The organism is Streptomyces sp. NPDC006235, from assembly GCF_040613735.1.
Lineage (GTDB): Bacteria > Actinomycetota > Actinomycetes > Streptomycetales > Streptomycetaceae > Streptomyces.
This window is the reverse complement of record NZ_JBEXSR010000013.1, coordinates 111,826-137,619: the sequence shown is the minus strand read 5'-3', so window position 1 is coordinate 137,619 and position 25,794 is coordinate 111,826. Positions and strand designations below refer to the sequence as shown.

Annotated in this window: 22 protein-coding genes and 2 pseudogenes; 11 read left to right on the top strand and 13 right to left on the bottom strand. The window is 69.8% G+C overall.

What is annotated here, in order from left to right:
- The first annotated feature begins 100 nt into the window (after positions 1-100).
- From ABZ192_RS18035 to ABZ192_RS18025, 3 genes are all read left to right on the top strand, one after another.
- Entirely contained in the window at positions 101-514 is a 414-nt protein-coding gene (locus ABZ192_RS18035; RefSeq protein ID WP_356925449.1) for a nuclear transport factor 2 family protein, read from the top strand.
- A complete protein-coding gene (locus ABZ192_RS18030) occupies positions 514-1,086 on the top strand; it encodes a DUF1772 domain-containing protein (protein ID WP_356925448.1) in 573 nt (190 codons plus the stop codon). The genes ABZ192_RS18035 and ABZ192_RS18030 overlap by 1 nt, the downstream gene beginning before the upstream one ends.
- A gap of 124 nt (positions 1,087-1,210) precedes the next feature.
- Complete coding sequence (locus ABZ192_RS18025) at positions 1,211-2,023, top strand: amidohydrolase family protein (protein WP_356925447.1); 813 nt, start codon at positions 1,211-1,213, stop codon at positions 2,021-2,023.
- Here the strand turns inward: ABZ192_RS18025 and ABZ192_RS18020 are convergent.
- The 11 genes and pseudogenes from ABZ192_RS18020 to ABZ192_RS17970 form a co-directional block, all read right to left on the bottom strand.
- Positions 2,013-2,277 (bottom strand): annotated as a pseudogene (locus tag ABZ192_RS18020) (IS5/IS1182 family transposase); the annotation flags it as partial. The gene ABZ192_RS18025 and the pseudogene ABZ192_RS18020 sit on opposite strands and share 11 nt — an antisense overlap.
- A gap of 12 nt (positions 2,278-2,289) precedes the next feature.
- On the bottom strand, positions 2,290-3,159 hold the full coding sequence (locus tag ABZ192_RS18015; RefSeq protein ID WP_356925446.1) for a F510_1955 family glycosylhydrolase: 870 nt from the start codon (positions 3,157-3,159) through the stop codon (positions 2,290-2,292).
- A gap of 142 nt (positions 3,160-3,301) precedes the next feature.
- Entirely contained in the window at positions 3,302-3,967 is a 666-nt protein-coding gene (locus ABZ192_RS18010) for a DUF305 domain-containing protein (protein WP_356925445.1), read from the bottom strand.
- A gap of 106 nt (positions 3,968-4,073) precedes the next feature.
- Positions 4,074-4,535, bottom strand: a complete 462-nt coding sequence (locus tag ABZ192_RS18005; RefSeq protein ID WP_356925444.1) for a DUF6153 family protein — start codon at positions 4,533-4,535, stop codon at positions 4,074-4,076.
- Positions 4,536-4,984: 449 nt separating this feature from the next.
- A pseudogene (locus tag ABZ192_RS18000) lies at positions 4,985-6,429 on the bottom strand (MFS transporter).
- A 450-nt stretch (positions 6,430-6,879) separates the two neighbouring features.
- Entirely contained in the window at positions 6,880-7,407 is a 528-nt protein-coding gene (locus ABZ192_RS17995) for an aspartate carbamoyltransferase (protein WP_356925443.1), read from the bottom strand.
- A complete protein-coding gene (locus ABZ192_RS17990; RefSeq protein ID WP_356925442.1) occupies positions 7,394-7,843 on the bottom strand; it encodes a MarR family transcriptional regulator in 450 nt (149 codons plus the stop codon). Before ABZ192_RS17990 ends, ABZ192_RS17995 begins: the two co-directional genes overlap by 14 nt.
- Positions 7,844-8,146: 303 nt before the next feature.
- Positions 8,147-9,292 (bottom strand): serine hydrolase domain-containing protein, encoded by a 1,146-nt coding sequence (locus ABZ192_RS17985; RefSeq protein ID WP_356925441.1) that lies wholly within the window; start codon positions 9,290-9,292, stop codon positions 8,147-8,149.
- 117 nt (positions 9,293-9,409) lie between these two features.
- Positions 9,410-11,716 (bottom strand): heavy metal translocating P-type ATPase, encoded by a 2,307-nt coding sequence (locus ABZ192_RS17980; RefSeq protein WP_356925440.1) that lies wholly within the window; start codon positions 11,714-11,716, stop codon positions 9,410-9,412.
- Positions 11,717-11,823: 107 nt separating this feature from the next.
- Positions 11,824-12,120, bottom strand: a complete 297-nt coding sequence (locus ABZ192_RS17975) for a heavy-metal-associated domain-containing protein (RefSeq protein WP_356925439.1) — start codon at positions 12,118-12,120, stop codon at positions 11,824-11,826.
- 387 nt (positions 12,121-12,507) lie between these two features.
- Positions 12,508-13,422, bottom strand: a complete 915-nt coding sequence (locus ABZ192_RS17970; protein ID WP_356925438.1) for a DUF5134 domain-containing protein — start codon at positions 13,420-13,422, stop codon at positions 12,508-12,510.
- Positions 13,423-15,255: 1,833 nt separating this feature from the next.
- On the opposite strand from ABZ192_RS17970, the gene ABZ192_RS17965 reads away from it, so the two are divergent.
- The 4 genes from ABZ192_RS17965 to ABZ192_RS17950 all read left to right on the top strand — a co-directional run bounded on the left by ABZ192_RS17965 (position 15,256) and on the right by ABZ192_RS17950 (position 19,041).
- Entirely contained in the window at positions 15,256-16,380 is a 1,125-nt protein-coding gene (locus ABZ192_RS17965; protein WP_356925437.1) for a PLP-dependent cysteine synthase family protein, read from the top strand.
- Positions 16,377-17,675, top strand: a complete 1,299-nt coding sequence (locus ABZ192_RS17960) for an MFS transporter (protein ID WP_356925436.1) — start codon at positions 16,377-16,379, stop codon at positions 17,673-17,675. Before ABZ192_RS17965 ends, ABZ192_RS17960 begins: the two co-directional genes overlap by 4 nt.
- Positions 17,676-17,934: 259 nt before the next feature.
- Complete coding sequence (locus tag ABZ192_RS17955) at positions 17,935-18,468, top strand: DUF4396 domain-containing protein (RefSeq protein WP_356925435.1); 534 nt, start codon at positions 17,935-17,937, stop codon at positions 18,466-18,468.
- Between the two features lie 165 nt (positions 18,469-18,633).
- Entirely contained in the window at positions 18,634-19,041 is a 408-nt protein-coding gene (locus tag ABZ192_RS17950; protein ID WP_356925434.1) for a four-helix bundle copper-binding protein, read from the top strand.
- Positions 19,042-19,359: 318 nt separating this feature from the next.
- Here the strand turns inward: ABZ192_RS17950 and ABZ192_RS17945 are convergent, their stop codons facing one another.
- Entirely contained in the window at positions 19,360-20,535 is a 1,176-nt protein-coding gene (locus tag ABZ192_RS17945) for a N(5)-(carboxyethyl)ornithine synthase (RefSeq protein WP_356925433.1), read from the bottom strand.
- 500 nt (positions 20,536-21,035) lie between these two features.
- Between ABZ192_RS17945 and ABZ192_RS17940 the strand changes: the two genes are divergently transcribed.
- Entirely contained in the window at positions 21,036-21,239 is a 204-nt protein-coding gene (locus tag ABZ192_RS17940) for a cold-shock protein (RefSeq protein WP_007379522.1), read from the top strand.
- Between the two features lie 64 nt (positions 21,240-21,303).
- On the opposite strand, the gene ABZ192_RS17935 is transcribed toward ABZ192_RS17940, so the two are convergent.
- Positions 21,304-21,483, bottom strand: coding sequence for a hypothetical protein (locus ABZ192_RS17935; RefSeq protein WP_356925432.1), 180 nt, complete (start codon positions 21,481-21,483; stop codon positions 21,304-21,306).
- Between the two features lie 490 nt (positions 21,484-21,973).
- Here ABZ192_RS17935 and ABZ192_RS17930 point away from each other — a divergent pair, with 490 nt between their 5' ends.
- The 3 genes from ABZ192_RS17930 (at position 21,974) to pcaC (ending at position 25,775) form a co-directional block, all read left to right on the top strand.
- Entirely contained in the window at positions 21,974-22,708 is a 735-nt protein-coding gene (locus tag ABZ192_RS17930; RefSeq protein WP_356925431.1) for a DUF3883 domain-containing protein, read from the top strand.
- Between the two features lie 632 nt (positions 22,709-23,340).
- Positions 23,341-24,438, top strand: coding sequence for an IS110 family transposase (locus ABZ192_RS17925; RefSeq protein ID WP_356925430.1), 1,098 nt, complete (start codon positions 23,341-23,343; stop codon positions 24,436-24,438).
- A 32-nt stretch (positions 24,439-24,470) separates the two neighbouring features.
- Positions 24,471-25,775 (top strand): 4-carboxymuconolactone decarboxylase, encoded by a 1,305-nt coding sequence (pcaC, locus tag ABZ192_RS17920; RefSeq protein ID WP_356925429.1) that lies wholly within the window; start codon positions 24,471-24,473, stop codon positions 25,773-25,775.
- Positions 25,776-25,794 lie beyond the last annotated feature (19 nt).

Genomic DNA, 25,794 nt, shown 5'->3' with positions numbered 1-25,794 from the left:
CGAGGGTGCATATCTTACAGAGATGTAAGAGATCGTAGCTGTGCTGCGGCCTCTCCGTCATGCCCGCTGCCCGGCCCACGCCGGATCGGAGCTGAGCGTCATGAAGCCACTCAACGACACCACGCCCGAGCGATTCATCGCCCGCTTCTTCACCTCCCTCACCGAGTCCACGGTCCGGGGCGACCCACCGGAATCGGTGATGGACCGCCACTACACGCCGGACATCGTCCAGATCAGCGACGGGATCCGGCTCGACCGCGACCGGCTCCTCGCTCATCTGCGCCCGGTGCGCAAGAACGTGGTCGACTGGCGATTCGACGTACACGAGGCCGTCGCGGACGGCGGCCGGATCGCCGCCCGGCTCACCATCCACGCCCGCACCCGCAAAGGCGGCGCGACCGCGACCGAGGTGCACCTCTTCGGTGCGTTCACCGACAGCGGACGTATGCACCGGGCGCACCTGCTCACCCGGCCCCTTCCCCCCGAGCGGGCCGACGCCACCGAGCAGACCTGATGCGCACCCGCCCGCCCGGGGCCCGCCCCCGCACGAACCCGTCCACGGCTGCGGCACGGACCACGCGGGTCCGGCTCCTCCAGGGACTCTCCCTGCTGTCCACCGGCCTGCTCGCCGGAGCCTTCGCCTACGGCGCCGCCAATCTCGTCCCCACCTTCAACGCCGTGCCGGTCGGTCTACGGCTCGACTTCCACACCGAGTTGATGAAGGCGAACGGGATTACCGTGCAGGGCGCGATGGCGGTCTCGACCCTCAGCTCCCTCGCCCTCGCCGCACTGACCCGCGGCCGGGACCGTCTCCTCGCGAGCGTGGCGGGGATCCTGACCTTGGCGTCCTTCCTGATCACCCGATTCGGGAACGTCCCGATCAACGGCCGCATCAAGCAGTGGGCCGCCACCGCGCCGCCGCCCGACCACGCGGAGATCCTGCGCCGCTGGGAGCTGTTCAACTACGCCCGCACCCTCACTGCCCTGGCCGCCTTCGCCCTCCTCACGTTCCTCGCCCTGCGCCGGACCGCCCCGGTCTCACTGCCGCAGAGCCAGGGCGTACGCGTCTGGGGCTGGTCTCCTTGATGGATGGAGTGGCGCCGATCGAGGGTGGTAGGACGACACGTACCGGCTAGGGTCGCGGTAAGCGATCGCTTAGCCGCTTCCGGTGCAGCACGGCCGGCAGCGCCGGGAGAGAGGTAGGGAGCCCGTGCCGGTCATCGATGCGTGGATGCAGCACCCCACACTCCGTCACTCCAACCACGAGATGTTCGAGTCGTTGCGCCGGTGGACGGGGCGGGAACTGCTCCAGGAGCCGTTGCCGGTCAAGGCCACGGTGGCTGCGATGGCCGCGGCCGATGTCGAGATCGGATTGTCGGCGGCATGGTATGGACCTCAGGGGCCGCTGATCAGCAACGATGAGGTGGCAGGGTTCGTTGCCCAGTCAGGTGGACGGCTGCGCGGGGTGGCTGGTGCGGACCTCACCCGGCCGGTCCAGGCTGTGCGTGAACTGCGCCGTGCTGTGGAGGAACTAGGTTTTGTGGCTCTGCGGATCGTGCCCTGGCTGTGGCAGCTCCCGCCCACCGACCGGCTGTACTACCCGCTGTATGCCGCCTGTGTCGACCTCGGCATCCCGTTTTGCACCCAGGTTGGGCACACCGGCCCGCTGCACCCGTCCGAGACCGGCCGTCCCATCCCCTACATCGATCAGGTCGCGCTGGACTTCCCCGAGTTGACCATCGTGTGTGGGCACATCGGTTATCCGTGGACCACGGAGATGATCGCGGTGGCCGACAAGCACGCCAATGTGTACATCGATACCAGCGCCTACACCGCCCGCCGCTACCCGCGCGAACTGGTCGACTACCTGCGCGGCCGGGGTCGCAGGAAGGTGCTGTTCGGCACGAACTACCCCATGATCACCCCTGTCCAGGCGCTGGAACACCTCGGTGAACTGGGCCTGGACGAGGAGGCCACCGAGCTGTTCTTGTCCGGCAACGCCCGACGGGTCTTCAGTCTTTGATCGCGCCGGGCCGGCGCCGGGCCCAGATGAGGATCGCCGCAAGACGGAGTGCGGCCTGGTCGCCGAGGCGCGAGTTTGTCGGTGCGCATGGCCAGGGCGCGCCGCTGGTAGACCTCGGCGTCGAAGCTGGGCGGGCGGCCTCCTGCGCGGCCGCGCCGGAGCCGGTCTCTGATCCGGTCGGCGGGCGACGGGATGACCGCCGGTCGGTTTCTCGGCCTCCCCAGTCCGCTTGGCGGAACCCGGATCCTGTCCATGCCCGACACAGATCAGTGCCCGGCGCTCGCCCTGACGTCGAGGCGCTTGGTGAAGGTCTTGCCGCCGTCCTTCGACTCGTACACGCCGGTTTGTGTGGCGGCCAGGACGTGGTCGGCCCCTACGGCCGTGAGCGCCTGGGGCTGACCGCCCGGGACGGTGCCCGCGCGCTTCCACGTGGTCCCGCCGTCCGTGCTGCGGTGCAGCGCGCCATCGGTGTCGATGCCGTAGAGCGCGTCCTTCGCCGGCCAGGAGAGGAAGGCCATCACAGGCTGCTTGCCGCTCGCGAAGGTCTTGCCGCCGTCGGTGCTGCGGGCGATGCCCTCGCTGGTGGTAGCCAGGAGGAGGTCGGGGTTCTCGGGGCTGACCGCGATGTCGAGTGCTTGGAGCTTCGCCCCGTCCTTCCAGGTCCTGCCGTCCTTGCTGGTGCGGAGCAGGCCGCTGGTGGAGTCGTATCCGTAGACGGTGCCGTGGGCGTGGTCCAGGGCGTGGAAGTCGGACTCTCCGGACAGCGAGAGCGACGTCCAGGTCGTGCCCGCGTCCGTGCTCTTGATCAGTCCCTTGTTGCCGCCGGTGGTGGGGTGGCCGCTGGCGTAGAACGTCTTGGCGCCGGCCACGGTGAAGCCCATGAAGTCGTCCTTGCTGTCGCCGACCAGGGTGGGCTTGCGCTGGGCGTCGGGGGTGTAGATGCCCTCGTGTGTCGCGATGTACAGGCGCTGGTCGGCAGGGTCCAGGGCGAGTCCGTGGATGTGGCTGACGGTGACGCCGGATCCGGGACCGGATGCTGAGGTGTCTGTGTCGGTGTCGCTGCTGGAGCAGGCGGTCAGGGCGAGGGTGAGTGCGGCAGTGATGGTGGCTGCTGCGGTGGTAGGGCGCGGCTTCATGGGTCCTCGGAGGGAAGTCGTGCGGGCGCCTCAGGGAGAGCACCCGGCGCGTGGGTGAGGGAAGGTGGGGCGACCGCCCGGGCCCTCGGGCCCGGGCGGTCGGTGTGCGACGCGGATGGACGGTGCGGCGCGTCGATGGGGCTCAGAGCCGGTCGAGGATGCTCTGGAGCTGCTTCACCTCGGCGGACTGGCCCTTGATGATGTCGCCGGCCATCTTCTTGGCGTCGGCGTTCTTGCCGTTCTTCTGCTCGTCCTTGGCCATGGTGATCGCGCCGTTGTGGTGCTCGATCATCATCTCGGCGAACGCCTTGTCGAACTCGGTGCCCTTCATGGCCTTGAGCTCGTTCATGTCCTCCTCGGACATCATGCCGTCGCCGCTGCCGTGGCCCCCGTGGTCCATCCCGGGCATGGACTCCGCGGCGGTCGGCTGCTTCCAGGACTCCAGCCAGCCCTTCATGGTCTTGATCTCAGGGGCCTGGGCCTTCTCGATCTTGGTGGCGAGATCCTTGATCTCCGCGTCGGAGGCGCGGCCGTCGGCCAGCTTCGCCATCTCCAGGGCCTGCTCGTGGTGGGGAGTCATCATCTGCGCGAAGGCGACGTCCGCGTCGTTGAAGTCCCCGGACTTGCCGGCCTCCCCGGCCTGGTCGGTCGCCGTCGCGGATGCCGAGCTGCTGTCGCTGCCGTGGTCCATGCCGCTCATGTCGTCGCCACCGCAGGCGGCGAGGAACAGGGCGCCGGCGCTGACGAGGCCCACGGCGGCGAGGCGGCGGGCGGGCTTGCGGCGCAGGGCGCGCGTGAAGGCAGTCATGGTGGATGTCACCTCGTATGTCGGTTCTGTTGCTGTTCTGCTGGCTGCTTGGGCGTACGCGAAGTCGCGGGATCGCGCGTGTGCGCGCCCGCGAGTGCGGTTCGGCCTACAGCCGCAGCACCGACAACTGGGTGAGATCGGGCCCGCGTGGCGGGGGATTGGGCCGCAGTACGGCGGCGACCTGGGCGAGGAGTCGCGCAAGCCACTCCTGGTGCCGGGCGAATGCCGACTTCAAGAGCGTGGCGAGCACCCACGCGCCGAACAGGACCGCCAGGCACAGCGAGAGCATGTCCATCGCCATGCCGGACTCGTGCGTCGACGACGAGTCCGTCGGATCTGCCGCATGGCTGGCCGCCCCCGCGCCCGTGACGGCTGGAGCGTTCATCGGGTCGTGGACCGCGGCGGCCGCATCCATCGGCGCCGAGTGGGAATCGGCGCTCATGGCGGAGCCGGAGGAGTGGTCGGGATGCCCCAGGGTGTGCATGGCGAAGACGCCGAACGCGAGCACGACGACGAGCAGCAGGTGCCCGAGGGCGCCTCCCGCGCGTACGTACCGGCTCGCCTGCATTTTGAAGTCCCGTCCCTGGCCCTTGCTGATCTGTCCCTCCGACAGTACCCAACGCGCGCGGACACTGCCGTCGTGGCACAGCCATCCGCTCATCCGCTTCGGTCGGGCTCGTCCCAAAGCGGCGATCACGGCGCCCGGTGGTCGGCGGGCCGACTGCTGGGGTGTGCACACGCTCCTGGACATGACGAAGCGCCTTCGCCCTTCTGTATGAGATGGGCTGCCAGGGCCTGAAGCAGCGTGGCGGCCGTCATCCTCACCACCGGATGCCCGGCTGCCCGTCGGAAAGCGCCTGTCTGTGACGGCTTGTCCACCAGTGGACCTCTCTCGTCCTGTCGGTCTGCTCGATTCGCTGATCCGCCGGAAAGACGCCGATGGTCCGTCAGACTCCTCCGGGATCTGGCGGACCATCGGCCGTGACATCGATCCTGTGCTGTGCGGCAGTCCATGGCTCAGACGCCGGCCTGCTTGCCCGGCTTCGTCCGCTCTGGCTGCTCCGCCGGGGCGGACGCCGCGGACCTCTCGGTGCGCATCACCAGCAGTGTGATCAGTCCGCCGAGCGCGGCGATGACCGCGGCCGCGGTGAAGGCGGCGCTGAAGCCGTCGGTGAGGGCGGGCAGGTCACCGAGCCGGCCCGCGCCCTGCGAGGTGGCCAGGGCGGTGAGCGCGGCCAGGCCGAGCGCGGAGCCGACCTGGTAGGTGGTGTTGACGATGCCGGAGGCCAGGCCCGCCTGCTCCGCCGGGGCGCCGGACATGGCCGCCATCATCGCCGGAATGTACGCCAGCGACATGCCGAGCGCGGCCACCAGCGAGGCGGGCAGCACATCGACGACGAAGGACCCGGTCGGCTCCACCGCCGACAACCACGCCAGGCCGAGCGCCAGGACCAGCAGTCCGCCGCCGATCAGCGGCTTGGCGCCGAACCGGGCCAGCAGCCGGGCGCTGATCGCGGTCATGAAGACCATCAGCAGCACGGTCATCGGCAGCAGCGCGGCACCCGAGGCGAACGCCCCGTAGCCGAGGACCTGCTGCAGGTAGAGGTTGAGGAAGTACCACATCGGGATCCACGCGGCACCCAGCAGCGTCATCGCCAGGTTCGCCGAGCCCAGCCGCGGCACGCGCCAGATGCCGAGCGGCATCAGCGGCTCGCGCACGGTCCGCTGGATCACGAAGAAGACCGCCAGCAGGACAGCGGCGCCGACGAGTTCGAGCACGGTCTGCGTCGCACCCCAGCCGACCTCCGGGGCCCGCACGACCGCGAAGACGGCGAGCGCGAGACCGGCGGTGACGGCCACCGCGCCGAGCACGTCGACCGCGCCGCGTCGGGGCGCGACGGCCGGGAGCAGCTTGGTGGCGGCGAGGGTGGCGACGCCGATCGGGATGAGATGATGAACACCCACGGCCAGCTCAGCCACTCGGTGAAGACACCGCCGAGGAAGACGCCGGCGGTTCCGCCCGCCGGGGCGGCGGCGCCGTAGAGGGCCATGGCCTTGCCGAGCTCCCTCGGGTCGTGCGCGAAGAGCGTCATCAGCAGGGTCATCGCGGCCGGGGCGATCAGAGCGCCGCCGACGCCCTGGACCGCGCGGCCGGCGACTTCCACCCACGCGGTTTGCGCGGCCGCCGCGACGACCGAGCCGGCGATCAGCACGGTCCATCCCGCGGTGAAGACGCGGCGGGCGCCGAGCAGGTCGGACAGGCGCCCGCCGAGGAGCAGGAGGCCGCCGAAGGCGATGACGTAGGCGTTGAAGACCCACTGCAGCTCGCCCTGCGAGAAGCCGAGGTCTTTCTGCATCTCGGGGAGCGCTACCCCGATGATCGACGTGTCCATGATCACCATGAACTGGGCGGTGGCGAGCACGGTGAGCGCCCACCAACGCCGCGGGTTGACGGTTGACATGACCTTCCCCTTTCCGGGTCCCAATAGAGCTTCTATATACCCCACGGGGGTACATTGTGATGGAAGATAACATACCCCTGGGGGGTATGGAAGAGTGCCGGGTCTGGGCCGCATTCCGGCCCGGAAAATGGACGCCGCCTGGTCGCTGTCTCCAGAGGGCAGCGACCAGGCGGCGGGGTATCGGTTCTGTCGGTGTGACCGGCGGTGCCCCTGGTGATCGGGGTGGGGGTTCCCTGGCGGGGGCGCTGGCGAGTGTGCCGGCGGCGCGCCGCTACTGCGGCCGCCCCGATTGGCGGAGATGCGGTCGTTCAAGTCGCAGGCGGCCAGGACTGCAGGGGTGGTGGCTGTGGCCGTGACGGCGGGCGTGCGGCGGTGTAGGCACTGCGAGAGGGGAAGGCGTCGCGGGGCTGCCCTCCGGGGTGGTGCAAGCGTCTTCGGGTGGTGTCCAGTTCAGTGGCCGGGCTCGGCGTGTGCGCCGTGGTCGCCGAGCTGGGCCTCGAACCAGCTGTGCAGGGCGTCGACCAGCGCGGAGTCTTCCGTGGTGTACGTCAAGGTGGCCCCGTTCGCCCGCTCCCCGTACCGCACGTCGAAACGGTCGTAGTCGTCCTGGAGTTCGGCAAGGCCGGGCATGTCCGCGCCGTGGATCCGGGCCGGGTCTGAGAAGTCCCCCCGGCTGAACGCCTGGGCTTCCTTTCGCAGGTGCGCGCGTATCAGGTCCACCTGCTCGGCGTCGCCGCGCTGGTCGGCCACGACGTCCTGGGTTCCGCCCGTCGCTGTGGGGGTGAAGCGGTGTGTGGTCTGTTCGAGATCGAAGGGCATCACGCTCTGTCCTCGCTGGGCCACCACCTTCTGCCGATCTGTCTGCCGGTCGCCCGGATCCTGCTGCGATCCGCCGAACGCCAGGGCCGCAGCCACCGCCGCGCCGGTGACGGCCACGGCCGCACCCGCCCCCAGGACCCGGCGTTTAACGTTCCTCATCCAGTGCCTCCTTCATGACGTCGAGGGCGTGCAGAACGCCCTCCCGTTCGTGGGCCGGTATCGATTCAAGGAGCCGGGAGAAGCGCTCCCGTCGTGCTTCGGCCAGGTTCTCGGCGGCTCGCCGACCCGAGGGGGTGAGCCGCAGCACGACACCCCGTCCGTCGTCCGGGGCGGGGACGCGTTCGACCCAGCCGCGAGTGGACAGCTGCCTGACCAGTCGGCTCACGGTGCTCTTCTCCAGCCGCAGTCGACGGGTCAGTTCGACCTGCCGCAGTTCGCCTTCCTCCGCCAGCTCGCCCAGGGCGTGCGCCTCGGAGACGGAGATCGGCTGGCCGCAGGGCGTGGTTTCCGGCTGGTGCAGCCCGAAGGCGCGGATGAAACTGCCCAGGGCCTTCTGGAGAACGATCGGGTCATCAGCCCTGCGATCCCTCGACATGGTTCGACCATACAACCAAGAGGTTCGAGCGTACAACCACTTGCCCATGGGGCAGCGAGCACCGCAACGTGTTGACGAGCCGATGGGCCGTGCTGATCGGCAGTTTCAGTCGTTGGTGGCCGCGCGGACCGCGTGAGGAGAGCCCGTCGATCGTGCGGTGCTGGTCGCCGGCGACGCACGCATCGTTCTCGCCACGAGGTGATGACCTGTGGATGACACCCACCGCGCGACCGGAAGAGGCTCGGCTGGGTCATGCCCCTGGACGGCGGCGCTGCCCCGACGGGCAGCGCCGCGGGCTTCTGCTCAGTCCTCGCCGACCACGGTCAGGTCGTCACCCAGGGCGGCGGCCATCTGCGCGGCCCGGGAGTGATCGTCCAGGCGGCGCGTCAGGTAGGCGCAGGCGTGGCGGTGGCGCAGCGACCACCAAGCCGCGGAGCCACCGATGCCGCCCTTGGCGATCTTTCCCCTGTCGCGGACGAAGCCCAGCGTCCAGGTGATCCGCGTGCCGAAGACCTCGTCGTAGTCGGTGACCTGGGAGGCGAGGAGTTCGGTGTGCAGCTGCGGTCCCAGCAGGCGGCGTACCGGACCGTCCTCGCTGGGGAGGCAGGAGAAGAACTGGGCCATCGCGGCGGCCGTCGTGTGCAGGTTGACTGCGCCGAACACCGACTGCCGAAAGGCCCGGGAGTTCGTCCGCGCCGTGTCGAGGGCGCCGTCGGGTATCCGCAGCCAGGGCGCGGCGTGCAACTGCTGCGGCCAGTCGGGGTTCGCGTACTCGAGGTCGGCGACGCGGTCGAGTGCGTCCTCCGGCACGCCGAAGAAGGCTTCGAGATCGAGTGCGGGCCGTACGACGTCGTTGAACATCGCCCCCAAGGTGGTTCCGGCCGCTGCGCGCAGGATGCCGTCGACCAGGTGTCCGTAGGTCAGCGCGTGCTCTCCGAGGGACGTTCCGGGAACGTACTCCGGTGCCACCTGCGCCAGGCTGTCCCGCAGTCCGGCGTCGTCCAGCAGGTCGAGACCCGCGGCCTCTGCCGGGAAGCGCGGCTGGCCCGCCCGGTTGGTGAGCACCTGACGCAGGGTGGTCCGCTCTTTGCCCCGACTCCCGTACTCCTTCCAATGCGTGGCGATCGGCTCGTCCAGCGTCAGCGCGCCCTCACGCACCGCCACAAGGGCGGCGATCGTGACGAACGCCTTCGACAGGGAGTACGGCATGACCAGGGTGTCGCCGCGCCACGGACGGCTCCGTGCGGCATCGGCCCACCCCGCGTTCAGCCGGACGACCTCGCGGCCGTCGCGCCATACCGACAGGCCCGCCCCCGTCTCCCGTCCGTCGTCCACCAGCTGCTGGAAGACCTCACGTACGGCGTCGTACCCGTCCGCGGCGAAACCTTCGATGTTCTCCCCGTCCACCTCGTGGGTGACGTGCTCCGTCCCGCTGGGTAACTCGGACATCTCGCTCACCTTTCGTACCTCCCTCGGGTACGCGAGGTGCCCGGTCTGCCGGCCGGGCACCTCTCGTCAACGGTTTTGCGCGGTCATCTGCTTGAGGATCCTCACCCGGGGTCCCGGCTACTTGAAGGACCGCAGGCGCAGGCTGTTGGTCACGACGAAGACCGAGGAGAACGCCATCGCGGCTCCGGCGATCATCGGGTTGAGCATGCCGGCGGCGGCGAGCGGCAGTGCGGCGACGTTGTAGCCGAAGGCCCAGAAGAGGTTGCCCTTGATGGTGGCCAGCGTCTTGCGGGAGAGGCGGATCGCGTCGGCGGCCACCCGCAGGTCACCGCGTACGAGGGTCAGGTCGCCCGCCTCGATCGCCGCGTCCGTGCCGGTGCCCATGGCAAGGCCCAGGTCGGCGGTGGCGAGGGCGGCCGCGTCGTTGACGCCGTCACCGACCATCGCGACCGTACGGCCTTCCGCCTGGAGCCGCTTGACCACGTCCACCTTGTCCTGGGGCAGGACTTCGGCGATCACCTCGTCGATGCCGACCGTCCGCGCCACGGACTCGGCGACGAGCTGGTTGTCGCCGGTCAGCAGGACCGGCTTCAGGCCCAGCCGGCGCAGTTCGGCGACCGCTTCGGCGCTGGTGTCCTTGACCGCGTCGGCGACGGTGAGGACACCGCGTGCCTCGCCGTCCCAGGCGACGGCGACCGCCGTACGTCCCTCGGCCTCCGCAGCGGCCTTGGCCTCGGCCAGCTCGCGGGGCAACTCGATCACCCACTCACCGAGGAGCTTCTCGCGGCCGACGAGCACCGCGTGGCCATCGACCACGCCCTGCACGCCGAGTCCGGCGACGTTCTCGAAGTTCTCCGGGACGGGGAGGGTCTCCACCCGCTCAATCGCACCAGCTGCGATGGCCTGGGCGATCGGATGCTCGGAGGCGTTCTCCAACGCGCCCGCCAGACGCAGCAGTTCCGCCTCGTCGACCCCCGGCGCGGTGAAGACGTCCTGCAGCTGCATACGCCCCGTGGTCACGGTGCCGGTCTTGTCGAGGACGACGGTGTCGACCCGGCGGGTGGACTCCAGGACCTCCGGGCCCTTGATGAGGATGCCGAGCTGGGCGCCGCGGCCGGTGCCGACCATCAGCGCGGTCGGGGTGGCCAGGCCCAGCGCGCACGGGCAGGCGATGATCAGGACGGCCACGGCGGCGGTGAAGGCGGCGGTCGCATCCCCGGTGACGCCGAGCCAGCCGCCGAGGGTGGCCGCGGCGATCAGCAGGACCACGGGGACGAAGACGCCGGAGATCCGGTCGGCGAGGCGCTGCACCTCGGCCTTGCCGTTCTGTGCGTCCTCCACCAGCTTCGCCATGCGGGCGAGCTGGGTGTCCGAGCCGACCCGGGTCGCCTCGACGACGAGCCGGCCGCCGGCGTTCACGGTGGCGCCGGTGACGGCGTCGCCGACCGCGACGTCGACCGGCACGGACTCACCGGTCAGCATGGACGCGTCGACCGCGGAGGAGCCCTCGACGACGGTCCCGTCGGTGGCGACCTTCTCCCCGGGCCGTACGACGAAGCGGTCACCGACCGCCAACTGGCCCACCCGGATGCGGACTTCTTTGCCGCCCCGCAGTACCGAGACGTCCTTGGCGCCGAGCTCCAGCAGTGCCCGCAGAGCTGCGCCCGACTTCCGCTTGGCGCGTGCCTCCAGGTAGCGCCCGGCGAGGATGAACGTGGTCACGCCGGCTGCGGCCTCCAGGTAGATGGCGGAGGAGCCGTCCGAGCGGGAGATGGTGAATTCGAAGCCGTGTCGCATGCCCGGCATCCCGGCGTGCCCGAAGAACAGCGCCCACAGCGACCAGCCGAGCGCGGCAAGCGTGCCGAGGGACACCAGCGTGTCCATGGTCGCGGCACCGTGCCGGGCGTTGGTCCAGGCGGCCCTGTGGAACGGGAAGGCGCCCCAGACCACGACCGGAGCGGCCAGCGTCAGCGACAGCCACTGCCAGTTGTCGAACTGCAGGGCCGGGACCATCGCCATCAACACGACCGGAACCGAGAGCGCCAGCGACACGAACAGACGCTGCCGCAGGGACACCAACTCCCCGTCCGCGGCGGGTGAAGCCGCCTGAGCTCCACCTTCGTCACCGGCCGCGGGAACGGGAGGAGGCGGCTGTTCGGCCGTGTAGCCAATCTTCTCCACGGTGGCGATGAGGTCGGCGACCCCGATCCCGCCCGGATAGGAGATCTTCGCCTTCTCCGTGGCGAAGTTGACGGTCGCCGTGACGCCGTCCATGCGGTTGAGCTTCTTCTCGATGCGGGCCGCGCACGAGGCGCAGGTCATGCCGCCGATGGAGAGCTCGACCTCGGCGGCGGGCGCGGAAGCCTGGCCGGGAACGGTCTTCTGCCGATCCCTGCCGGTTGTCTCGGGAGCCGTGCTGGTCATTGGGGATTCTCCTGGGCAGGGCCGGGACGTACGGCGTCCGTATCAGCGGAGCGATACGTCCCGGCGGAGAGGACATCGCGTGCCTGGGGCTGGGCCCCGGGGTGGGCTCAGGCGGTGCCGACGAGCTCGTAGCCCGCCTCGTCGACGGCGGCGCGCACGGCCTCCTCGTCGAGCGGGGCCGAGGAGGCGACGGTCACCTCACCGGTCTTGGCGACGGCCGTGACCGCGGTGACGCCGTCCAGCGCGGATATCTCCTGCGAGACCGCGCCCTCGCAGTGGCCGCAGGTCATGCCGGACACCTTGTAAACGGTGGTGACGCCGACGCCCTGGACGTCGGATGCCGCACCGGAGTGGCAGGAACCGTCGGTAGAGCAGCAGGAGCCGGAGGTCTTCTGGTCGGTCATGACTTCTTCCTCAGGTGTCGATGCGTGGGCGTTCAGGGAGAGGCTCGATGCCCGCCCCTCCCATGCGAGTCAATAATATACCCCCCGGGGGTATTCCTGTCGTGTGGTGCTGCCCGCACGGGTGGGCATGCAGGCGTGGATCTCGCTGTGATCCGCGCGGTTCAGGAGTGCAAACTGAGGGAGGCGGTCATGCGGACCGGCGGGAATCCCTGGGTTTCGCGCACGACGATGAGGTCGCCGTGCTGCCGTCTGCCGCTGGGGAGAGGGGGCGCGGATGGGGGAGGGGCTGGTGGCGGTCCGTGAAGCGGGCGGCCCTGCCCTGGTGAACTGGTGAGCGCGGTCAGGGGGTGCTGCGGACGGGCCACAGATGTCCTGGGTGTCCTGCCGTCAGACGGTCATCATCAGCAGCATGGCGGACATGGTTCCGCCCATGCCGATGTGGGCGGCGAGGGCCGCCTCCGGCGCGGCGCCGATCCGGCGGCGTCGGCCACCGTGGCGACCCCCCTCCGCGGCGCGGGTCCTGTCCCACGCGGAGAGCGTCAGTGACGCCAGGTGCACGACGACCGTGTCCGGCATGGTGAGCAGCCAGCGGGCCCAGCTGCGGCGCCGGCCGCTCTCGCGGCCATCGGCGAGGCTGTTCCTCTTCGCGCCGCGGACGCGCTGCCACACGGACGCGGCGATCGACAGCAGGAAGTAGACGGCGAGCGCGGCGATCACCCAGCGCCAGATCGCGGACGAGGTGTCGGCCCCGGCGGTGGCGGCATGGGCACTGCCCGGCATGTTCTTCCCGGGCATGGACTCCATGCCGCCCGTGTGCCCCATGTCGGCGGTGTGCCCCGTTCCGGCGGTGTGCTGCGTGTCTGCCGCGTGTTCCATGCCTTCTGTGTGGTCCATCCCCGGCATTCCGGCCATGGCGTGACCGTGACCGTGGCCGAGGGCGAGTACCGGACCGGAGGAGGTGCTCGTCATCGCCAGCGTCATGATCACCATGCCCACGCTGCCGACAATGAGGTGCACCCAGTGGCGGCCGTATGTCCAGCCGCGCTCGCGCGTGTGCATGGTGGCCAGCACGACGGCGCCGAGCCCCAGGAGGGCGAACGCCGCCGACCACCACATGCCGTACTCCGCGTACCAGGCCATCGTCGCGGGCAGGGCCATCGCGGCCATGGACAGGCCCATCAGCAGGTCACCGCCCGCCGCGAACTGGGCCTCGCCGCTGGTGGTCATCACACGGACCGCGCTGACGGCGGCGACGAGGGCGGCGACCGTCGCAATGGACCAGCTCAGAGCCAGAGTTCCCATCTCCACCCTTCCCGTTCGCCCCGCCGCGTCACTTCAAGGTCTTCAACTGCTAGGACCCTTAGTACGTATCGGGGCGGGAGAGTGCTCACGGGTTCCGCGGAGTTTCGCGCGGGACGTTCTCGCTCGCGCGACCCTTACGGCCGCTTCTCACGACCCCTGGTTTGTGAGCGCCAAGGCCGCCCGCCGAGCCTGATGGCGGGCGCGCCGGGGAGTAAGCCGTCGTTGTCCTGGGGGAGGCCGGCGGAGGGTGTGCGTAGTCGCCCGCCGTTGGGGCGGCAAGGGCAGGTGCAATCCTGACCAACAGCCCGGTCCGCTGCGCACGTTGGCTCCAAGAGGGCCGTGCGCAGGGGCCCCGTGAGGCTGGCTGCCCTCCCCGGCGTGAGGGCTCAGGGCGCGTGGCCGCGAAGTACGGCATGTAACTGAGGGGGGTGATCTCGATGTTCTTGCCGGTTTGGGCGGATCAGCGGCCTGCCGCGGTCGGCCGCCATCACCCCCTCCCCGAAGCAAACAGGTCATTTGCCTGGCGCGTTAACACGCCGTTTCAGGGGAGTTGGTGGATCAAGCCCGCCAGGCCGCTAGTATCACGGCATGATTACGGCTTGGTCGCTCCCGCGCATCGTGCGGGCCCGTGCGTCTGCGGGTCCGCTGCGCGTACTGGGCTTGGCCGTGCTGCTGTTCGGCGTCGTGTTCACGCACGCAGTGAACGTCGAGAGTGTCCAAGGACATCTGGTGACCAGCGCAGTGGCGCCTGCCACCATGTCGCCCGAAGATGCCCACGACGACACAGACGCACAGGCGCCGTCCCGTCTTGTCGCAGCGGGCGGCGGACATGATGACCACGGCTCGTCGCATCCGGGCGAGCACTGCCAGTCCGCTCAACCGTATCTGGGTCAAATCCTCACACCGCCATGCTTTGCTGCATCGGTTAGCGAATCGGCTGCTTCCGGGCGGGCCGCGGTACAGCGGGGTCTCAGCGACTCGGTGGTTACTGTCTCGCCGTCAGCAGCCGTCAGATCATCCGTGGTTCAGCAGGTCTAGGACTCGGCTCCTCCCTCCCGTCCGGTCGCTCCACCCCGCCCGTTCGCCACGGGTCAGGGGAGCGTTCGCCGGAGTCCCGGCGCGATATGGACCGGATCCCGTGCCCCGCCGACGTGGATCCCCGGTCTGCTCGTCGACGCCGTCCTACCCCCACCCATGCCTGCCGTTCTCCTTCTTTGCCATGGCTGCCTCCGTGGAGCAAAGAGGCGGTGGACGCACGGAGGACCTGTGCTGACACACTCCTGTACGCCCACGTATGCCCAGCGGGCCCGATCCTCATATCGGCTCCGACAGCTCATCTTTCTGATCCGTTGCGGCCTGCTCCTGGTGGTCGGCCTGTGCGCCTTCGCGCACGGGCCGAGCGAAGAGAATCACCGGCCGGTTTCCGCCGCCACCGCATCGGCGGCGTCAGCGGTGGGCGATGCGGCGCCGCACGGACCTCATCGACACCACGAGAGCGAGGAGTGCGCGCCGGACGGAGTCGTCCGAACGACGACCCAGCCAGCGGCGGAGCAACCGCCTGCCGATGCAGGGGCTCTGGCACTCGCCGGCTCCTTGGCGGTTCTCGGGTTGCGGTCCGTGCCTCCTCAGCCGTACCAGCGGCGAAGGACACGCACGGGACGGATAGCCCTCGCCCGCACCTCCCGGTGGCGCATCTAGACCTCCCGCCCGCAGCCGTCTGCACCAACCGGCTGCCGCGCGACGTCCTCCACAGGCCCCGGACCGACTGTCCGCCTTGGAGCCGTGGCGCGAGATGAGCACGCACCGCGCATTCATCGAGCGAGAGCGAAAAAGATGCAGTCACCGACGAACACGACCGTCACCCCGGACCGATCCGCCCTGTCGGGCCTGGTGGGCAACACGCCGCTGCTGCGGGTGTCCGAGCCGCTGACACCCGCGGACCGCGGCTTCTGGGCGAAGCTGGAGGGCTTCAACCCCGGCGGGATCAAGGACCGGCCCGGCCTGCACATGGTGGAGCGGGCCCGCGCCCGCGGCGACCTGCTGCCCGGCGCCCGAATCATCGAGTCCACCAGCGGCACCCTGGGCCTGGGCCTGGCCCTGGCCGGGATGGTCTACGGCCACCCGGTCACCCTGGTCACCGACCCGGGGCTGGAGATGTCGATGACCCGGCTGCTGACCGCGTACGGCGCCCAGGTCAACGTGGTCTCCGAGCCGCACCCCACCGGGGGCTGGCAGCAGGCCCGCCGCGAACGCGTCCAGCTACTGATGGAGCGGCACCCCGGCTCGTGGTGCCCGGACCAGTACAACAACCCGGACAACACCAGCGCTTACACTCCGCTCGCCCTGGAACTGGCGACCGAGCTGGGCCACATCGACGTCCTGGTGTGCAGCGTGGGCACCGGCGGTCACTCCGCCGGTGTCTCCCGGGTGCTGAAGCAGCTGTATCCCGAGCTGAAGGTAGTCGGGGTCGACACCATCGGATCCACGATCTTCGGCCAGCCGGCCCGGCCGCGGCTGATGCGGGGCCTCGGCTCGAGCATCTACCCCCGCAACGTCGCCTACGAGAACTTCTCCGAGGTGCACTGGGTGGCCCCGGCGGAGGCGGTGTGGATCTGCCGGCAGCTGGCCGCCTCGCACTACGCCACCGGCGGGTGGAGCGTGGGCGCGGTCGCCCTGGTCGCCGGGTGGCTGGCCCGCGCCATGCCCGCAAACACCCGGATCGCGGCGATCTTCCCCGATGGCCCGCAGCGCTACCTCGGGACGGTCTTCGACGACGACTACTGTGCTGCCCACGGCCTGCTCGACTCCCCGCCCGCGCCCGAACCGGAGGTGATCGGCCGCGTGGACGAGAAGGAGGTCACCCGCTGGACAAGGTGCACCACCGTGGTCGATCCGCTCGCCCTGACCGACCCGTCGGACGACGCCGAGGCCGACGCGGCGGAGGGGGAGGGCCGGTGAAGGGCACCCTTGGGCAGGTACGCACGTACGAACGCAGTGTCCAGTTGTTGATGGTGAACCAGTTCACCATCAACCTCGGCTTCTACATGCTGATGCCGTACCTGGCCGCCCACCTGTCCGGAACGCTCGGACTGGCCGGCTGGCTGGTCGGGCTCGTCCTGGGGGTACGGAACTTCAGCCAGCAGGGCATGTTCCTCGTCGGCGGCACGCTCGCCGACCGGTTCGGCTATAAGCCGATGATCGTGGCCGGGTGTGTGCTGCGCACGGTCGGTTTCGCGACGCTCGGGCTGGTCGACTCGCTCGCTGCGCTGATCGCCGCTTCCGCGGCGACCGGGCTGGCCGGGGCGCTGTTCAATCCGGCGGTGAGGGCGTATCTCGCCGCGGACGCGGGGGAGCGCAGGGTCGAGGCGTTCGCGCTGTTCAACGTCTTCTACCAGGCAGGGATCCTGCTGGGCCCGCTGGTGGGCATGGTGCTGACCGGGGTGGACTTCCGCATCACCTGCCTGGTCGCCGCCGCGATCTTCGCACTGCTCAGCATCGTGCAGATCCGCGCCCTGCCCGCACGGCGGGCTGAGGAGACCCGGAAGAAGGACGATCAGGGCCGGGAGAGCGTGCTCGCCCAGTGGCGCGGTATCCTCGCCAACCGGCCGTTCCTGCTCTACTCCGGAGCCATGATCGGCTCGTACGTCCTCACTTTCCAGGTCTACCTATCCCTGCCGCTGGAGGTGCGCCGGCTCGGCGGCGACGGCGAGTTCGGCACGGCGGCGGTCGCGACGCTCTTCGCGGTCTCCGGACTCAGCACGATCCTCGGCCAGACCAAGGTGACCGCCTGGTGCAAGGCCCGCTACGAGCCCGGCCAGGCACTGACCCGAGGGCTCGCGGCCATGGGCCTGGCGTTCGTACCCCTGCTGCTGGCCACCGCCGTACCCGTACCGCGAGCCGGAGTCGGTCTGTGGCTGCTCGCGGCGGTCCCGCCGACCCTCGCCGCGCTGCTGCTGGCGATCGGCACAATGATCGCCTACCCCTTCGAGATGGACACCATCGTCCGCCTCGCCGGTGACCGCCTGGTGGCCACCCACTACGGGCTGTACAACACCATCTGCGGGGTTGGTATCACGCTCGGCAACCTGCTCACCGGCGCCGCGCTCGACGCCGCCCGCGAGGCGGGCATGCCCGCGCTGCCGTGGATCTCCCTTGTCGCGCTCGGCCTCGCCTGCGCGGCCGCCCTGTACGGCCTGCACCGCACCGGCCGTCTGGCGACCCCGACACCCGAGCCGCGGCCCGTCGCGGCCTGACCCATCACCGGTCCTGGGAAGCAGGGGCGGGCGCCGAACAGCGCCCGCCCCCGCGGGGCAGCACGCTCCGCTCCGACCGGCCAAGCCGGCGGCGCCCGCGGACCGGCTACGCGGCCTCCCGGTCCTGGGGTGTGAGAGTCCCGGATCCCGCAGACCGATGTTCCGCGCAACACTTGAGGCATACCCCCAGGGGGTATATTGTGTGTGGTGTGGAGCCCGGGAAACGAGCCACACTGGACGGGATTGGGGATGAAAGGTCATGGACCACAGTGCTCATCACGCCGGCACGGAGCACGACCACGCCGCCCACGGGGCCCACCACGCTCCCGTCGATCAGGCGGCGCACCACGGCGGGCCCGCAGGGGCGTCCTGGGGGACAGCGGCAAAGGCGACGCTGCACTGCCTGACCGGCTGCGCCATCGGCGAGATCCTCGGCATGGTGATCGGCACCGCCCTGCTGTGGGGCAATGTGCCCACCATGGTCCTGGCGATCACACTCGCGTTCCTCTTCGGCTACTCCTTCACCCTGTTCGCGGTCCTCCGGGTCGGCCTGGACCTCAAGTCCGCGATCAAGGTCGCGCTGGCCGCCGACACCGTCTCCATCGCGGTGATGGAGTTCGTCGACAACGCGATCATCGCTCTCTCGGGTGCGATGGACGCCCATCTGTCGGACGGGCTGTTCTGGTCCGCCCTGCTGGGCGGTTTCGGTGTCGCCTTCCTGATCACCACCCCGGTCAACAAGTGGATGATCGGCCGCGGCAAGGGCCACGCCGTCGTCCACGCGTACCACTGACCTGCCCGAACCGGCACGTACGCGGGGCGCCCCGCTTGATCAGGGGGCGCCCCAGGCTCGTTTGTCACGCCTCCTGGTGGCTATCCGGGAAGTGCAGCGCCGCACGTCGAAGAAGTCAGGCCGCCCGGCTCGTCGGCCTGCGGCAGCCAGAGGAGGCGATCTGTGATGGCCACGGTCAAGGACATGCTCGCCACGTACCCGGCCGATCTCGGCGACGTCGACCGCGAGAAGCTCACCAGGTGCATCGAGGAATGCATCGCCTGCGCCCAGGCGTGTACGGCATGCGCGGACGCCTGCCTGTCCGAGGGCATGGTCGGCGATCTCACCAAATGCATCCGCACCGACATGGACTGCGCCGACATCTGCAACGCCACGGCGTCCGTCCTGTCCCGCCACACCGGCTACGACGCCAACATCACCCGCGCGATACTCACGGCGTGCGCCACCGCATGCACAGCCTGCGCCGACGAATGCTCCGCACACGCCGACCAGCACGAGCACTGCCGCCTGTGCGCCGAAGCCTGCCGCTCGTGCGAGCAGGCGTGCAACGACCTCCTCCAGGCGCTCGGCTAACCCCATCAGACGGGCTCATGCCCCTGTACCGGTGCCAGACGCTCGTCCCAGGAAATCGGCCGCCGTGGAGGTGAGGCCCTGCAGAGCAGTTCTTGGTGCTCAGTCGGGTCCCGGTTCAGCCAGCAGTGAGCCGAAGACGGATCTGCCCAGCGCTTCGGCGCGGACTGGACCGATGTCGGTGCCGGTGTAGTCGGCATGCTGCTCGGCCCACCTGCCGGCGTTGTGGCGGCTGGTGAAAAAGTCGCCGCCGTGCCCGGCGGCGCCGCGCGGCGGCTTGGGACGGCGGTCGGAGGACGACTGAATGCCGGATGCCCGCCGCTACGGCCGCGACGCCGTCCGGGTCTTCTCGTGGGCGTGCGGGTATTTTGCGGTGCGGTGCTGGAAGGCGAGCACCTTGGGGTTTTGGACGACGCCACGGCGGATCTCGATGGCGCGCCGGATCGTGTCGTCGGTGTCCCAGCCGTCGGGGCCTTGAAGCACGACGTCCAGATACGGCAGGAGGGCCTCGCTGTTCTCCCAGGTCGCGGAGTTCCACAGGTAGGAGGGGCTGTGGTCCACCGCGTAGTACCTGACGTGGTCGCCGACGGTGAACATCGGGTCGGTGAAGGTGGTGGGTCGGGCCCAGTCGAAGCCCATGCCCTCGTCGCAGGAGACGTCGATGACCAGGGTGCCGGGGGCCAGCTTCGGCAGGTCCTCTTCTATGAGGAACATCAGAGGCGCGTCGGTGTCCTGCAGCACGCAGTTGACGATGATGTCGTGCCCGGCGAGGAACTCGGCCAGCGGCAGCGGGCCGTTTTCGGTGAGGGCGACACTGCGTCGGGGGTCGAGGGTATCGGCTTTGTCGTGGTCGAAGTGGACGATCCGCGCGGAGTGGATGGGGGAGCTGACGGCGGTGACGCCACGCGCGGTGAGCACGTCGACATCGTGCACGCCCAGGGCGCTGAGCGCGGTTACTGCGCCGCGGGCGGTCGCGCCGAAGCCGATGACGACGGCGCGCTGCCGCCGCCCGTAGTCGCCTGTCACGCCGGTCAGTTGCATGGCGTGCAGGACCGAGGAATACCCGGCCAGCTCGTTGTTCTTGTGGAAGACGTGCAGGTTGAAGGCGCCGCTGCGGGTCCAGTGGTTCATCGCTTCGAAGGCGATCAGGGTAAGCCGCCGGTCGATGGCGGTCTGGGTGAGCCTCTCGTCCTGGACGCAGTGCGGCCAGCCCCACAAGACCTGACCCTCGCGCAGTTCCGCCAGGTCTTCGTGGAGCGGTTTGGCCAGCAGGATGACATCGCAGTCGGCGATGAGTTCCTCGCGCGTGCGGAAGCCCGCGACGAGCGGGGCGAGCCGGCTGTCCGGGACGCCGAAATGCTCTCCGTAATTTTCCTGGAGATAGATGCGCTCGCGGAGACCGACGTCGATGCGGTCGAAATGAGCGGGGTGAACGGGCAGACGATGCTCGTTTTCCTTGCGGGTCTGCGACATGATTCCGAGCGTGAGCTGCTGCAAAATGCCCCTTTGGTTGCTTGCTGTTTAGCACACCGGGGCAATACGGCAGCCGGTCGCGATGGGCGGGGCCAGGGGCGGGTTTCCGGCGGCCTGGGCTGCCATGGCGCGCGGGCGGTGCCTGCCGAGGTCGATTCTGCAAGCTGCCCCGGCTTCCCGTACGGCAGGTCCGGTGCCGGCATCGGGTGTGCCGGGCACGCTGTCACCTGTGCGGATGCCGCTGGGGGGCCTGCTGGTACCCCGCACAGCGCGGGCTCCCACGGCGTCGCGTATCCGGCCGCATCCTTCGCGAGGCGACATGCGGGACGCTGGCCCTGGCGCGTTTTCGCTAGCGGCTGCCGTCAGGGCGATATAGCGTTGTGATCAGCAGTCGTGGTTCCGAAGTCCCGTTCGCCCGTGATCGCCATCACGGGCGTTCTTGCGTTTCAGCGTTTCTCCGGACCAGGGCGATCACCTCCGGGCGCGCAGGGTGCGGGTCCGGTTTTCCCTCGAAGGAGACGGTCATGGCCAAGGGCACTGTCAAGTGGTTCAACAGCGAGAAGGGCTTCGGCTTCATCGAGCAGGAGGGCGGCGGCCCCGACGTCTTCGCCCACTACTCCAACATCGCTGCCCAGGGTTTCCGCGAGCTGCAGGAGGGCCAGAAGGTCGAGTTCGACGTCACCCAGGGCCAGAAGGGCCCGCAGGCGGAGAACATTCGCCCCGCCTGATCGCGCCGTCCTGATGATGCCCGGCGTCCCGACTGCGGAACGCCGGGCATCAGTCGAGGCTCACCTACAGGCTGTGAATGATGCGCGGATTGCGCGCAAGCAGCGTGGTGTGCCCCGTCGTCGAGACCACGCGCCCCCTGGCCGCGGCCGACGAAGTCGCCCGCCTCACCCAGGTTCCCTGCGCGCCGCCGAACTGGCCGTCGGGCGCCCCCGCTCTCAGGCCGAGCGCGCCGAGCAGGCTCATGATGTCTATGAGCCAGAAAAACGCCTGGTCGCCCGCACCCTGGACAGCTTCTGGCAGACGCGCCTGGCCGAACTGGCCGAGTCCGAGCAGGCCCTGCGACGGGGACCGTAGTGGCCGTGACCCCATGCCGAAGGGGGACCAGCGTGGCCAGGAACCGGTCGACGAACACCAGCCTGTGCTGCGTGCTGGCGCCTACGGCCCGCTTCCGCGCTTGGCCCGGTGACGCGCACTCCACAACGAATCGGCTTCGCCGATGAGTTCGGCAATCGCTCCCGCCGTCAGACCCGTGATCCGCCGGTTGCTGATGACCACTGTGCGAGTCGAGTTCCCCACCACACGATCATGATCGACCATCAAGGGCTCAACGTCTCACCGCCAACCTTGCACCAGCTCGTGAGCTTCGAGGCGCGCTACACGCAGTGGCCCCTCGCGCCCCGCGATGTCGGTGCGGCGGATACCGTCCTCTGCACGCTGAGGTGGGGGGAGAACCATGGCGAGGAGCGCCCGGGCGGAGCAGCTGCGGAAGTACGGCCGGTCCGTGCTGGAGGGGGCCCGGTCAGACCAAGTCCTGCGCATGGCACGGCAGGTGAACGCCATGTCGTACACGAGCGCGCGGGAGTACGCCGGCCGCTCGCTCTTCGAGTTGCTGCAGAGCGGTTATGACGCGCATCCGAGGGATCGCCGCGACGGACGGGTCCACGTCCTGCTGGACGAGGCGGAGGGCGAATGGACCGGGCGCACCCAGACCACCGGTCGCACGCGTGGATGGCGGTACGGGGGCGGCACGGACAGCGGGCTGACCACAGCCCAGCGGGAGGCCATCGGGTACGTGGGCGAGTGGTACGCGTACCAGTGGCTGTGTGCTCGCTACCCGGACCGCATGGACGAGACTTGCTGGGTGTCGGGCAACCGTCGGAAAGCCTTCCCCGGACCATCCGGCGATGACGGTCTCGGCTTCGACTTCCGGGTCGGCTCCGGCAGCCAGCCCTACCTGTACGAGGTGAAGGCGACCGCGGGCGAAGGCGGCCGCTTCGAGCTGGGAGAGAGCGAGGTCCGCGCGGCCCGCCAGCACGCGGGCAACGACCGCTGGCGCCTCCTGGTGGTCACCCACGCCCTCACCTCGCACAGGGTTGCCATCCAGATGCTCCCCAACCCCTACGGAAAGCGCGGCCAGGGCCGCTACCGTGAGGAGGGCGGGGCACTGCGTTTCTCGTACCCGCTGTGACCCTGACGTCCGACGCCAGCGCGAGATGAGTCGGGGCTGTACGTCAAGGTCAAAACTTTGCGAGGCGGATCTGGTAGCAGTCGCTGCACATGCCCATATTCGAGACGAGGGCGGCGGCCCGATCGCAGAAGGTACAGACGCCTTTGCGGGTCGGTCCGCCGTCGATCCAGAACCAGGAGCCCTCTTGCGGTGAATGGGCCCCATCGGGGTGCTGATCACGGGGTGGGGCCGCTGCCGTAGCCGGTGAGGTCACCACCTCCTTGCGTGACGCCTCCCCGTCAACACCGGTCAGGAGTGGATGAAAGGCAACGCCTTGTCAATCCGCCTAATCAGATTGAGCATCGGTTCGGGCGAAGCCATCCGGCAATGATCGAGTCATGCCGCTGCACCGGGTTCGATGGGACGGTTGTGCAGCGCCATCCCGGACGGGGTCTGACTCATGAGATCTATGACCGAAGTGTCCAGTCACGGGCTTGTCGACTGTCGTCGCGGGATGCTGCCTGCCACCGAGCCACAGGGCGTGTCCCCATAGGGGCCTTGCCGACGATCAGGCGCCCTCACAGTTCAGACCGCCCCAGCAGGCCGGTGCCATCCACCCAGCCAGCACGTCACCACGTGGGAGGCGAACCATTATGACGACCCGACAGAGCAGCACCTCCTCCAGCACGGATCCTCCCGTTCGGCGCGAGGACGTTCTGGGTGTGGACACGCACGGCGAGGTTCATGTCGCCGCCGTGATCTCCCCGCTCGGGAAAATCCTGGGCACCGAGTCCTTTCCGGCCACGGCGGCAGGCTACCGACAGCTGCTTGTCTGGGCCCACAAGCGGGGGGCGGTGCGCCGGGCCGGCGTGGAGGGCACCGGCACCTTCGGCGCGGGCCTGTCCCGCTACCTGCTGGCTCAGCACGTCCAGGTGTTTGAAGTGAACCGTCCCGACCGATCGGCCCGCCGTCTGCTCGGCAAGTCGGACCCGCTCGACGCGCAGGCCGCAGCACGAGCTGTGCTCAGCGGCCGCGCCCGGGCCCGGGCCAAGTCCGGCGACGGTCCGGTGCACAGCGCCCGGATCTACAAGGTCGCCAAGGACTCCGCGGTCAAGGCCCGCACCCAGGCGATCAACCAGCTCAAGGCCGTCCTGGTCATCGCCGACCCCGCCCTGCGGGAACGAATGTCGAGCCTCGGCAACGCCGAGCTGTTCCGCACCTGCGCGCGCCTCGGCCCACTCGACGGTGGGGGAGACGAGGACGCGGTGGCCCAGGCCACCCACATGACGTTACGTATGCTCGCCGAGCGCATCGAGCAGCTCACGGCTCAGATCAATGAGCTCACCCAACGCCTGACCCGGCTCGTCGAACACCACGTCCCGCAGCTGCTCGAACCGGTGGGCATCGGTCCGGACAGCGCCGTCACTCTCCTGATCGCCGTGGGAGACAACCCCGAGCGGCTGAACACCGAGGCGTCCTTTGCTGCCCTTTGCGGAGTCAGCCCCGTCGAGTACTCGTCGGGGCGGCGGCGCACGCGTCGGCTCAGCTACGGCGGCGACCGCCAGGCGAACGCCGCCCTGCACCGGATCGTGTTCACCCGGCTGCGCCACGACCCGCGCACCCAGGCGTACTACGAACGCCGCACCCAGGAGGGCAAGACCCGCCGTGAGATCATCCGATGCCTCAAGCGATATGCCGCCCGCGAGGTCTTCAACCTGGTCAGACCAGTGTCCAGCACCCCCGCGTTATAGGGGCGTCCGTGAGACGTGAGAGGGTCTGGGGCGTGAGTGAGACACCGTCGAACACCCTGCAATACCGCTTTGACGGGCCAGAAGAGGCTCCGGTCCTGATCCTGGGTCCCTCTCTGGGTACCACCTGGCACATGTGGGACCGCCAGATCCCCGAGCTGATCAAGCAGTGGCGCGTCTTCCGGTTCGATCTGCCCGGGCACGGCGGCGCTCCCGCGTACCCGGCGGGCTCGGTCACCGATCTCACCACCCGGCTGCTGGCCACCCTCGAAGGGCTCGGCGTGCAGCGCTTCGGCTACGCGGGCTGCGCGCTCGGCGGCGCGGTCGGCATCGAGCTGGCCCTGCGCCACCCCGAGCGGCTCGCCTCCCTCGCGCTGATCGCCGCCTCACCGCGCTTCGGCACGGCCGACGAGTTCCGGCAGAGAGGCGTGATCGTCCGTACGAACGGCCTGGACCCGATCGCCCGTACCGCGCCCGAGCGCTGGTTCACCGGCGGGTTCGCCGCCGCGCAGCCCGCGATCACCGAGTGGGCCGTGCAGATGGTGCGCACCACCGACCCCGGCTGCTACATCGCCGCCTGTGAGGCCCTCGCCTCGTTCGACGTCCGCCCGGAGCTCGGGCGGGTCGGCGTGCCGACGCTCGTCCTGGTCGGATCGGACGACCAGGTCACCGGCCCCGCTGAGGCCCGCACCCTGGTCGCCGGCATCCCGGACGCCCGCCTCGCCGTCGTCCCCGGCGCCTCCCACCTCGTGCCGGTGGAGCAGCCCGCGGCCGTCACCGACCTGCTGGTGCGGCACTTCTCCACCGCCTGGCAGCCCGCCTTCGAGACCTCCACCGGTCAGACCGCCCTGCCCGCGGCCGCCGTCAAGCCGGTCCTGTCCGCCGCCCCCGCGCAGCCCCTCCAGACCGGGCCCGTCGCCGAGATCGCCCCGGTCGTGCCGCCGCAGCCCCAAGGCCGGCCCGACCCCTACGACGCCGGGCTCAAGGTCCGCCGCGAGGTGCTGGGCGACGCCCACGTCGACCGGGCGCTGGCACAGGCCGACGAGTTCTCCGGCGACTTCCAGGAGTTCATCACCCGCTACGCCTGGGGCGAGGTCTGGGACCGCCCCGGCCTCGACCGGCGCACCCGCAGCTGTGTCACCCTCACCGCCCTGGTCGCCGGCGGCCACCTGGACGAGCTGGCCTTCCACACCCGCGCCGCCCTGCGCAACGGCCTCACCCCGGGCGAGATCAAGGAGGTCCTCCTCCAGGCGGCCGTCTACTGCGGCGTACCGGCGGCGAACAGCGCCTTCAAGGTCGCCCAGCAGGTGATCCGCGAGGAGACCACGCCCCGGGAGTGAGCCCGCGGGGGAGCACGGA